Annotated in this window: 11 protein-coding genes; 4 read left to right on the forward strand and 7 right to left on the reverse strand. The window is 65.8% G+C overall.

The annotated features are described in order from the left end of the window. Nucleotides 1-6: 6 nt before the first annotated feature. Complete coding sequence (locus tag QN413_RS21990) at nt 7-1,578, reverse strand: oleate hydratase (protein ID WP_323498736.1); 1,572 nt, start codon at nt 1,576-1,578, stop codon at nt 7-9. 190 nt (nt 1,579-1,768) lie between these two features. Here QN413_RS21990 and QN413_RS21995 point away from each other — a divergent pair, with 190 nt between their 5' ends. Both QN413_RS21995 and QN413_RS22000 read left to right on the forward strand, forming a co-directional pair. Further along, nucleotides 1,769-2,317, forward strand: a complete 549-nt coding sequence (locus QN413_RS21995) for a DNA starvation/stationary phase protection protein (RefSeq protein ID WP_323498737.1) — start codon at nt 1,769-1,771, stop codon at nt 2,315-2,317. Between the two features lie 20 nt (nt 2,318-2,337). Then, nucleotides 2,338-4,503: a copper-translocating P-type ATPase gene (locus QN413_RS22000; protein ID WP_323498738.1), complete on the forward strand. Its 2,166-nt coding sequence runs from the start codon at nt 2,338-2,340 to the stop codon at nt 4,501-4,503. Between the two features lie 76 nt (nt 4,504-4,579). On the opposite strand, the gene QN413_RS22005 is transcribed toward QN413_RS22000, so the two are convergent. The 6 genes from QN413_RS22005 to QN413_RS22030 all read right to left on the reverse strand — a co-directional run bounded on the left by QN413_RS22005 (nt 4,580) and on the right by QN413_RS22030 (nt 9,722). Further along, nucleotides 4,580-5,707, reverse strand: coding sequence for an alkene reductase (locus QN413_RS22005; protein WP_323498739.1), 1,128 nt, complete (start codon nt 5,705-5,707; stop codon nt 4,580-4,582). 85 nt (nt 5,708-5,792) lie between these two features. After that, on the reverse strand, nt 5,793-6,467 hold the full coding sequence (locus tag QN413_RS22010; protein ID WP_323498740.1) for an ABC-type transport auxiliary lipoprotein family protein: 675 nt from the start codon (nt 6,465-6,467) through the stop codon (nt 5,793-5,795). Further along, complete coding sequence (locus QN413_RS22015) at nt 6,464-7,408, reverse strand: MlaD family protein (RefSeq protein WP_323498742.1); 945 nt, start codon at nt 7,406-7,408, stop codon at nt 6,464-6,466. The genes QN413_RS22010 and QN413_RS22015 overlap by 4 nt, the downstream gene beginning before the upstream one ends. After that, complete coding sequence (locus QN413_RS22020) at nt 7,405-8,247, reverse strand: ABC transporter ATP-binding protein (RefSeq protein WP_323498743.1); 843 nt, start codon at nt 8,245-8,247, stop codon at nt 7,405-7,407. Before QN413_RS22020 ends, QN413_RS22015 begins: the two co-directional genes overlap by 4 nt. 1 nt (nt 8,248) lies before the next feature. After that, nucleotides 8,249-9,337, reverse strand: coding sequence for an MlaE family lipid ABC transporter permease subunit (locus QN413_RS22025; RefSeq protein WP_323498744.1), 1,089 nt, complete (start codon nt 9,335-9,337; stop codon nt 8,249-8,251). Nucleotides 9,338-9,434: 97 nt separating this feature from the next. Next, nucleotides 9,435-9,722 (reverse strand): hypothetical protein, encoded by a 288-nt coding sequence (locus QN413_RS22030; protein WP_323498745.1) that lies wholly within the window; start codon nt 9,720-9,722, stop codon nt 9,435-9,437. A gap of 244 nt (nt 9,723-9,966) precedes the next feature. On the opposite strand from QN413_RS22030, the gene QN413_RS22035 reads away from it, so the two are divergent. Both QN413_RS22035 and QN413_RS27390 read left to right on the forward strand, forming a co-directional pair. Then, nucleotides 9,967-10,344: a hypothetical protein gene (locus QN413_RS22035; RefSeq protein WP_323498746.1), complete on the forward strand. Its 378-nt coding sequence runs from the start codon at nt 9,967-9,969 to the stop codon at nt 10,342-10,344. A gap of 163 nt (nt 10,345-10,507) precedes the next feature. After that, nucleotides 10,508-10,714, forward strand: coding sequence for a PRC-barrel domain-containing protein (locus QN413_RS27390; RefSeq protein ID WP_416352221.1), 207 nt, complete (start codon nt 10,508-10,510; stop codon nt 10,712-10,714). Nucleotides 10,715-10,978: the final 264 nt, after the last annotated feature.

Genomic DNA, 10,978 nt, shown 5'->3' on the forward strand with positions numbered 1-10,978 from the left:
TGTGGGTCAACGCATCGCCTTGACCAGCGCGTCGAACTTCGCATGCAACGATGCATCGTGCGGCGTCACCGGCGGGATGGCCTTGGCGATGTGCAGCAACTCGTACACCGCCATCTGCGCCGCACGCACGGAGAACTCGACGGTGAACACGGTGTCCAGCGGAATCTCGACGAACTGGCTGACGAAGGCGAAGTTTTTCGTGCCCGGCGGCACCGGCAGCGGTCGGTCTGTGGGCGCGCGCGGCATGAACATGCTGGTGATGTAGGGCATGCGACAGGGGATGCAGTTGGCCGTGGCCATGGTTTCCAGGTCGAAGCGCAGGTGGCCGCAGAGCTCTAGCAGCAGCTCCGCACCGGTGCAGTCAGCCATCGCCTTGGCTACGAAGTTGCCAATGCGATCGGGGAACAGCCCGTAGCCCCAGAACACCTGCACGCCGGCCGGCTGGTTGGCGAAATGCGGCTGGTGCGCCAGCACGATGGACATCAACCAGTTCGAGTCCTTGAAAGTGACCAACCCGCCAGTACCGGCCTCGTTACCGGAAAAGCGCTGCATCCGATCGAAGAAGGCCGGGTCCTTCAGCGTGACCGTGAACGAGGCCCAGTCGGACTGGGCGACGCAGCTGTTGAAAACTGATGGCTTGCCGAAGGCCGGCCGGCCCTCGGCCAGCTTCTCCCACAAGGCCCAGCTGCCGTTGCGCGCCTTCTTCAGCTTGGCAGGTGCCGCCGTCATCGAGCCCAGGCTGGATGCGTCCGTCATCGAGCCGTTCTGGACGAAGACGAGGTCACCGTCTTCCAGCTGCAGGATTTCGGGCTGTCCATTCATTGTGCAGTGCAGCGCAATGGCCTCGAACAGGCCATCTTCGGTCTTGTGGTCCAGGTCTGTCACGGTGCAGTCCGTGACCAAACGCACGCCCTGCTTTTGCAACCAGCGCTGCAGCGGAACGACCATCGAGTCGTACTGGTTGAACACGGTGCGCTTCACGCCGGCGAGCGTCTCGATGCGGGAGAACTCCAGCATAAAGCGGTGCAGGTATCGACGCAACTCGACTGCGCTGTGCCAGGGCTGGAAGGCGAACGTGGTGACCCACATTAACCAGAACGGCGTCTCGAAAAAGCCGGGCGACAGGTGGTCCGTGATGCAGCTGCTGCCGAGCGAGGATTCCTCGGCATTGACTAGCTTCAGCAGGTCCACTCGGTCTTGCATCGAGAAGCCCATGGACGACACCGGCACTTTGGCGCGGCGGCGGTCGACCAGGCGCGCCATTGCGTGCGAGACATGCTTCTCGTTGAATTCCAGCGTTTCTTCGAAGACGCTGCGACCCGGCTGCGTGAGCGAGGGGATGCACTTGAACAGGTCCCAGGTGCATTCGTAGTTGTCGGTGGTCAGCATGCGACCGCCGCGCATCGAGTAGCCGCGATCGGCATCGCCCGCAGCGTCCAGGCTGCCGCCCAGCAAGCTGCCGGTCTCCAGGATCGAGATCTGGCTGCCGGGCATGCCGCCGTCGCGTATTAGGAAGGCGGCGCCGGCCAGAGAGCCGATGCCACCACCGACGAAATAGGCCTTGCGCGTCGAGGTCATGTTGAAAGCTTCCTCGTGAGTGTGTTTGGGGCACCCAACTTAAGCGCGGCACGCCCGCCGGTCTGTGCGCTCGGCAACGCAGGGCGCCGGACGCATCTCGGAACTGAGTGCGGTGACACACAGACGAGGGCTGCTGGATGCCCGAGGCTGCAGCAAGCCATCGATTCAAGAACCGATTCAAGGACATCACATGAAGACACCAGACGCCAAAAAAGTGCGGGACCTCATGAAACGACAGGAGGCGCCGCTGGTCACGCCCACGGACCTCAAGGGCGACGCGACCCGGGACATCGCCGCCGCTATGAATGGCATCCTTGCCGATGTGTTCGCGATCTACCTCAAGACCAAGAACTTCCACTGGCACATGAGCGGGCCGCACTTCCGCGATTACCACCTGTTGCTCGACGACCAGGGCGACCAGCTCTACGCGATGACCGACGCTATCGCCGAGCGCATCCGCAAGGTGGGAGGAACCACGCTGCGCTCGATCGGCCACATCGCCCGCACGCAGCGGGTGCTCGACAACGATGCCGATTACGTCGAGCCGCTGGACATGCTGGCGGAGCTGCGCGAGGACAACAAGACTCTGACAGCGAGCCTTCGCGAGGCGCACGGGGTCTGCGAGCAGCACCGCGACATCGCGACCATCAGCCTGATCGAAAGCTGGATCGACGAGACGGAGCGGCGCACCTGGTTCCTATTCGAGGCCAGCCGCAACGGCGCGACCACCGAACATTGAAGCCGGTCAGGTCGAGCGCTATGGAACCGCAAACCGCTGATCCGACGTCGCAGTACGTCTGCCCCATGCACGCGCAAATCGTTCGTGCATCACCGGGCGCTTGTCCGATCTGCGGCATGGCGCTGGAGCGCCGGGTGGCCGCCGCCGACGAGGCGCCGAACACGGAACTCGTGGCCATGACGCATCGGTTCCGGTGGACGGTGGGGCCAGCCGTTGCCGTGTTCCTGCTCGCCATGTCGGACATGCTGCCCGGGGCACCGATGCGTGCCTTGATCGGTGCAAGAGCCGAGGCCTGGGCCGAATTCGCACTCGCCACGCCCGTGGTGTTGTGGGGCGCCTGGCCTTTCTTCGTGCGCGCATGGCAGTCGCTTGTCAGCCGCAACCTGAACATGTTCACCCTGTTCGGCCTGGGCATCGGTGTGGCCTATGGCTACAGCGTCGTCGCGTTGTTTCTTCCGGCCATTTTTCCCCCGACGTTCCGCGACCATGACGGTGCGGTGGCCGTCTACTTCGAGGCCTCCGCCGTGATCGTCGTCTTGGTGTTGCTGGGTCAGATGCTGGAGCTTGGCGCCCGCAGCCAGACCAACGATGCCATCCGCGCGCTGCTGCACTTGGCACCCAAGACCGCGCGCCGCGTTGCAGCCGACGGTGGCGAGGCCGATGTTCAGCTGGACGCCGTGGCGGTGGGTGACCGGCTGCGCGTGCGCCCTGGCGAGAAGGTGCCCATCGATGGCGTGGTGCTCGAAGGCACCAGTTCCGTCGACGAGTCGCTGGTCACTGGGGAATCCATGCCCGTCGAAAAGAAGGCCGGAGACCCCTTGATCGGTGCCACGCTCAATGGCACCGGGGCGATGCTGATGCGCGCCGACCGGGTCGGGGAGGGCACCTTGCTGGCGCAGATCGTGCGCATGGTGGGCGAAGCTCAGCGCAGCCGCGCGCCGATCCAGAAACTGGCGGATCAGGTGGCCGGCTACTTTGTCCCCGCTGTCTTGGGCATCGCCGTCCTCACGCTGGTGGTCTGGGCATTCTTTGGCCCCGAGCCACGGATGGCGCACGGTATCGTCAATGCGGTGGCGGTGCTCATTATCGCCTGCCCCTGCGCGCTCGGCTTGGCCACGCCGATGTCGATCATGGTGGCCACGGGCAAGGCGGCGGCTGCCGGGGTGCTCTTTAAGAATGCCGAGGCCATCGAGATGATGCGCAAGGTCGATACCCTGGTAGTCGATAAAACCGGCACGCTGACCGACGGCCGTCCAAAGGTGGTGGCCGTCGTGCTCGCGCAGGCTGGCTCCGGCCCTTCTGCCGGGCTGGACGAGGACGCACTCGTCAGGCTGGCTGCGAGCCTGGAGCAGGGCAGCGAACACCCGCTGGCGGCCGCCATCGTCGCCGACGCGCAGGGGCGCAAGCTGGCACTCGCGAGCGCCACGGAGTTTTCGGCCAAGACAGGAAAGGGCGTGAGCGGCCGCGTCGACGACCGGCCGGTCGCGTTGGGCAATGCGGCGCTACTGACCGACCTGCAGGTGGACCCAGGCGCCTTGGCTGCGCGCGCCGAGACGATGCGCCAGCTCGGCCAGACGGTCATGTTCGTGGTGGTGGATGGCCAACTCGCCGGACTGATCGGTGTGGCCGACACCGTAAAGGCGAACGCGGCCCGGGCCATCCAGGAACTGCGCATGGAAGGCTTGCGTATCGTCATGCTCACGGGCGATGCCAAGACCACGGCCGACGCCGTGGGCAAGGCCCTGGGCATCGACGACGTCGTCGCCGGTGTTCTGCCCGATCAGAAGGCGGCCAGCATCAAGAAGCTGCAGGCGGAGGGCCGCGTGGTGGCAATGGCCGGCGACGGCGTCAACGACGCGCCAGCGCTGGCCCAGGCGCAAGTCGGCATTGCCATGGGGACCGGTGCCGATGTGGCGATGAAGAGTGCCGGCGTCACCTTGTTGAAAGGCGACCTGGGCGGCATCGTGCGTGCACGTCGTGTCAGCGAAGCGACGCTGCGCAACATAAAGGTCGGGCTCTTCTTCGCCTTCGTCTACAACCTGCTAGGCGTGCCGCTGGCGGCCGGCATTCTCTACCCGTGGTACGGTATCCTGCTGAGCCCGATGCTGGCCGCGGTGGCCATGAGCCTGAGTTCGCTTTCAGTCATCGGCAACGCGCTTCGGCTGCAACGGTTGAAGTTGGAATGAGCGGTCGCCATGCGACAGCAGCGCGACGTGGCGCTGCAAGCACCGCAGTCGCGCCTCAGTACTCGCTTCTTACGGGTTAGCCAGTGGCGGTTGCGCTGGCGGGCGCGGTAGCCGCCAGCCGTGCATGCGGTGCATCCGGATAGTCGGTGTAGCCCTTTGCGCCCTTCGAATACCAGCCGGCCATATCCCCGATCGCAAGGGTAAGGTGTTCGGCGAAACGCCTCGGCAGATCCGGGTTGGCAATAAACGCGCGTCCGAAGGCGATGGCATCGGCCTGACCAGCATCCAGCGCCGCCTGAGCTTCTGACAGGGTGAAGTCCGAGTTCAGGATCAGCGGGCCGCGGAACACCTTGCGAATCGCCGGGTGCACCGGCGGCGAATCGGCATGTCCGAAGGTGCCGTTGCGCTGCGGTTCGCGCAACGCGATGTAGGCGACGTCGAGCGCATCGAGCGCCGCGGCCGCGGCAGGGAACAGGATCTCGGGATGGCTGTCGTTGACGCCCTGCACCTCGCCGTTAGGTGACAGGCGCACGCCGGTGCGTTCGGCACCCACCGTGTACACGACGCGCTGCGTGACCTCGACGAGCAGGCGGATGCGGTTGGCCACGGAGCCGCCATAGGCATCGTCACGGAAGTTGCAGTTGTCGCGCAGGAACTGGTCGATCAGGTAGCCATTGGCAGCATGGATCTGCACGCCGTCGAAACCCGCGGAGATCGCATTGCGGGCCGCCAGTGCGTATTCGTCCAGCAAGCGCCGGATGTCGTCGGGTGTCATGGGCCGCGCCTGCGCATAGGGCTGCTTGCCGTGGTCGTATGTGTAGGCGTCGCCCGGTGCGGTGGTGGCCGATGCCGAGACGGGTTGCGTGCCGCCGATGAAGCTCGGATGCACCAGCCGGCCCATGTGCCAAAGCTGCAGCGCGATACGGCCGCCGGCCGCGTGCACCGCCGCCGTGACCGGCTTCCAGCCCTGGACCTGCGCATCGGTCCAGATGCCCGGCGCGCACGGGAAGCCGCTGCCCTCGCGGCTGATGCCCGTGGCCTCGCTGATGATCAGGCCAGCGCCGGCGCGCTGTGCGTAGTAGTCCGCCATGAGCGGCGTCGGCACATGGTCGCGCGTGGCGCGGCCCCGCGTCAGCGGTGCCATGAAGATGCGGTTGGCTGCCGTGACGCTGCCGATGCGAATCGGGTCGAACAATGAAGGCATGTCGGGTTCCTTAGAATGAGATGCCAGCTTCTGCGTGCCGCTCCCTGGTGTCTGTACGCCGCCGAACGCCCGGCCCCCGGGGGTCTCAGGGTGCGGTGGCACGCGGATGCGCAGCGGCCACCGTCGCGCAGTAGCGGGCGAGCTGTGCCATCACGCGCTGCACCGCGAGATTGGCCGCGACCACGCCGCCGTACGGGTCGTCACTTGCCGCGGGCATGGTCTCATCGAAGGTTTGCCACGAGATGGCCTGGCGCGTGCCGTTGTCCGACAGCGTGGCCCGCAAGGTGAAGCGCACGTGGCTGGGCGTGTCGCCAAATTGCTGCTGCAGTCGCAGCACTTCCGTGTCGAGCCGCAAGTCCGCAGCGATTCCGCTGGTCGACGCTCCGGCGGCGCGAAAGCTCCCGGTGCGCTCGATGGCCGACACGATGAGGGGTGTGAGCATGCGCGCAGGGGTGTCGGCCCACTCGCTGTGGGCGAAATGTTCGAGCTGGTGGGCGACCCGCACATACATGATGTGCTGGCTGTCGAAGCCCGGTGCGGCACGCGTCGGGTTGACGACCAGCGCCGGCGCCGCGGCGGCAGCGGACACTGCGGCTGCATTTGCCTCAAGCGCCGTGTGACCGCCGTCGAGCACGTAGACCGCCGGTGGTGTGGCTTCTTTCGGAAAGAGCGCGGCACAACCGCCGACCAGCGTCATGCCCAACGTGGCGGCGATACCGATGAGGGTCCTGCGTGTGCCCGAAAAGGGGGGGTAGTTCATGGTGTGCTCGTTGGCTGTGGGTCGGTTTCGCCGGGGCCGTTCGGTACCGGGCTGCGTCCGCGAATGAGGCCCGCGGGGTCGCGCGCGGTCTGTTCGCTCAGGCGCCGCAACGAGTTCGACAGGTCGCTCAATTCGCCAACAAGGCGTTGGATCTCGGGCAGCGTGTCGGGGGGGGAGGCCGGGGGGTGGCCCCCCCCGACGGCGTTCACCGTCTTGGAGGTGGCCGTGCCCGCGAGCGCGACTTCGTTGCCCATCTTCTCGACCGCATTGGCGGCACGTCCCATGCGTTCGACGATCGGGCCCAGCTGCGCTGTCACGCGCGCGCTGTGGTCCGCGGTCTTCGCCGCGTTCACAATGCCGGCGTCGATGTCGTCCTTGCGCGCGGCGATCGTGCGGGTCACGGTGGCGATGTCGGCCAGCGCGTTCGTCAGCGCGGCCCGGTTCGCGGGACTGAGCAGGGCGTCGATGTTGCTCGACGTGCGGTCCAGCTTCGTCAGGACGGTGGTGAGGACGTTCTCCAGCCTGGCGCTCAGCGAAGGCTTGGTGCGGATCACCGGATACGGCGCCCCGGCGCTCGGCGGGAGCAGCGGCGCATCGCGGCTGCCGCCGCCCAGCTCGACATAGGCGATGCCGGTAAGCCCCTGCGTCTTGAGCACGGCCACGGTGTCGGTCTTGATCGGCGTCCCGCGCTCGATCGCAAAGCTCAAGTGCACCCGCTCCGGGTTTGCCGCGTCGAGCTGGATGGCGCCGACCTTGCCGACCTCGACGCCGTTGTACTTGACCGGGGCGTTGAGGTTGAGCCCTGCGACCGACTCGTCCTCGATCGCGAGGTAGGTGTCGTACTTCTTCTGCAGCGTGCCGCCCGTGGCGATCCACAGCACGCCGGCAATCATCACCGCGCCCAGAAGCAGCACGAAGGCGCCGACGACCGTGTAGTTCACCTTGGTTTCGATGGGGTGCTCCCGTTCTCGTGGGCCGGCGCCTTCGCGGCCACGCGCTGTTCCTGTGCCTGCGCGGCGCGTCCGCGCGCACTGTCGAAAAACTGGCGGATCGACGGTTCGTCCCGTCGTGAGAGCTCCGTCATCGAGCCCACGCCCTGCACCTTGCCGTCTGCTAGCACTGCCACCCTGTCGGCCACCTGCCACAGCAGGTCGAGGTCGTGCGTGATCAAGAAGATCGTGAGTCCGAACAGGTCGCGCAATTTGAGCACGAGGTTGTCCACGCCCTCGGCGCTGACCGGGTCGAGGCCCGACGTAGGCTCGTCGAGGAAGAGCAATTCGGGGTCGAGTGCCAGCGCCCGTGCGAGCGACGCGCGTTTGAGCATGCCGCCGCTGAGCTCGGACGGGTGCTGCGCGCCGACCTCGGCCGTGAGCCCGGCCATGGCCAGCTTGGCCATCGCGAGTTCGTCGATCAGGTCGTCATCGAGCTGCGTGTGCTCGCGCAGCGGCAGGCCGACGTTCTCCTTGACGGTCAGGGCGTCGAACAGCCCGCCATGTTGGAACATCACGCCCCAGCGCTGGCGCAGTGCCGCAGCATCGTCCTCGCCGATGCCGGTCAGTTCTTGGCCGAGCACGCGGATCGAACCGGCGTCGGGTTTGTGCAGCAGGATGATCTCGCGCAGCAGGGTCGACTTGCCCGAGCCGCTGCCACCGATCAGCGCGAAGATCTCCGAACGGTCGACGGTGAACGTCACGTCGGAGTGCACCACATGGCTACCGAAGCGCGTGACGACCTTGTCGACCTCGATGGCCGCTTCGCGTGCGCGAAGGGGGCTGGTCATTTCATAGATCCAGTGCGCTGAACACGATCGAGAACAAGGCATCCGCCACGATCACGAGAAAGATCGACTGCACTACGCTGCGCGTGGTCTGCCGTCCCACGCTGTCCGCACCGCCCTTGGTGCGAAAGCCCTGGTAGCAACCGACGACCGCGATGATCCCTGCGAAGACCGGCGCTTTGCCGATGCCGGTGAGCGCGGTGGACGTGACGACCGCCTTCACGAAGCGGTCCAGGAAGTCGACGAAGCCGACGTCAAGTTGTTGCCGTGCCATGACCATCCCGCCCAGCACGCCGAGTGCATCGGCGAACACCGTGAGCAGCGGCAGCGCGACCATCAGCGCGATGACCTTAGGCAGCACCAGCATCTCCTGCGGGTCGATGCCGAGCGTGCGCATCGCATCGATCTCCTCGGTGACGGCCATCGTGCCGATCTGTGCCGCGTAGGCCGAGCCCGAACGGCCGGCCACGATGATCGCGGTGATCAGCGGCGCAAACTCCCGCAGCATCGAAATGCCCACCAGATCGGCCACGAAGATGTTGGCGCCGTACTGCCGCAACTGGCTCGAGCCTTGATAGGCCACGACTACGCCCAGCAGGAACGAAAGCAGGCCGACGATGGGCAAAGCATCGAACCCCGCAGTTCGGATATTGAATAGCACCGGCCGCCAGCGCCAGCGCGAGGGGTGCACGATGCAGTGCGCGATCGACACCGCGATTTCGCCGACGAAGCCGAGTATGTTGTGCGCTTCGCGGAGCTCCGACATGGCGCCCCGGCCCACTAACGCGAGGGCACCCGGTACTGGCGGCGCCACGATGGCAGGTCGCGCCGCCTTCGTGGCTAACTGGCGGCTCGCCAGGTCCATCAGTGCCTCGAACCGTTGCGGCAGGCCTCTGAGGGTGGCTTCGCTGCCGGACGTGCGGGCGTGCTCAAGCAGGCGTTGGATGACCCAGGCGCCGGCGGTATCGAGCGCGGCGACGCCGCTCGCGTTGACGGCGAGCGCGCCGCCGCTCACGGCCTGCAGTGCATCGAGACCGCGTTCGATGTTGCCCATGTCGATTGCGGTCCACCGGCCGGTCAACACGAGCGACATTGGCGAGGCCTGCGAGAACGCCGCGGGACTGGCGTGTGCATGTTGGCCCGGAGCCTGCGGGGCGGGCGTGGCCCGGGGTGTGGCCACGCTTGCCACGTCAGAGAAAGGGCGAGGGGGCGCTCTGCCGGCGCGCAGTCCGCACGACGGCGCCGCAGGGCAGGGCGCGCGTATTGCGTTTCGCAGCCGCGCGCCCCTTCGACGTTACGCGCATGACGATGGCATTGCCAACATAGCAGTGCCCTCCGCACTCCGCCATGGCCAGCGGGATGTCAGCCTCCACCAGCCCCCATCTGCGAAGCTGCTGCAGCTTGTCGATGTCCGCCTGCAGGACGATCTCTTCGGGAAGCTGCGCCGTGCACAACCGCTGGAGGAGGTTGTAGGCCATCAGATGATCTCCTTGGCACGGGCGGGTAGTTGCCGGAAGCTGGTCGTGACGTTGTCTTGGCGCATGGGTGGACCTTTAAGAATTCAAGCGGAATGACCGTGCCCTGCAATCGGCATCGGCGTGCGGGCATGAGGACTCGATGCGACTGTCGTATCGAACGCGCGATTCGTCGGTGCGCCAGCGCACGGACCCGTGCGCCGGTGGCGCGCCCCATTGACGCCACGCACTGCTCACAAGGAATCTCATGTCACTGTTTCATGCCATCGCCTGGATTGATCACCACCGCGCGCAGATCCTGACGATCGATGCGACCTACATGCTGGCCGAGCAGGTCGTATCGCACATCCACTACACGCGACACCACGACAGCAAGACGCGCAGCGAGCACGCGTTCTTCGCCGAGATCTGCGAAGCGCTGGCCGGCGTCGACCAGTTGCTGGTGGCCGGCTCGCCCTTGGCACAGTCCGACTTCCGTCGCTATATCGACAGCTTCCAGCCGCTGGTGGTGGGCCGGGTCGTCCACTGGCAGGCGATGGAACATCCAAGTACTACCGAGCTGATCGCGCTGGCGCGCCGCTATTTTTCGGCGCATTCGGACTCTGCCGCCGGAAAGTTCGAATGAACGGGCCGCGCCTTAGGAACGTCTTGATGGCCAGCCGTGCTGGGAATCGCCTTGGGGGTTCGACTTTGCAAGGCGCGCAGGCAAAGGTCGAAGGGTCGCCCATCCTGCGCTAGGCGACCATCGCAAGTAACCGCGCAGCTGAGGCTGGAGCGTCAGGGAGAGCATCGTCGGCAGGGTAGTAAACAACGAAGCCGGCGAGAAAGTCGCCAAAGTCTGCGACATGATTGTCAACCGTGTGCGGCGCGTCTCGTTCCTGATCGTGGGCATTGGCGGTGTCGCAGGCACGGGGCGTCGTGCCGTCGCCATCCCTGCTCGCACCTTGTGGTTACCAGGAATTGGAAACTGGCCACGTATGTCCTCCAGACCCTGAGACAAGCGTGCGCGAGTAACTTTGATTTCCTCGAGCAGCGCTGCGGGATCGCCCGGCCTGTTGAGGTCCTTGGGCGCGCGTTTCGCTTCGACCGTGTTGAGCTGTAAAGCTGACTCGCGTACTTGTTGCTCCACGAAGCTGGAAATGCTTTTCAAGGTTCTCTCTAGATCACTTGTCAATGTGGTTTTGAATCGCCCCGGCTTTGAACTGACCCCCAGAAGTTGGACATTGTGATCCCGCCGATCAGGCGGTGTTTCTCAACCG

Source organism: Variovorax sp. LG9.2 (genome assembly GCF_035018885.1).
GTDB lineage: Bacteria > Pseudomonadota > Gammaproteobacteria > Burkholderiales > Burkholderiaceae_C > Variovorax.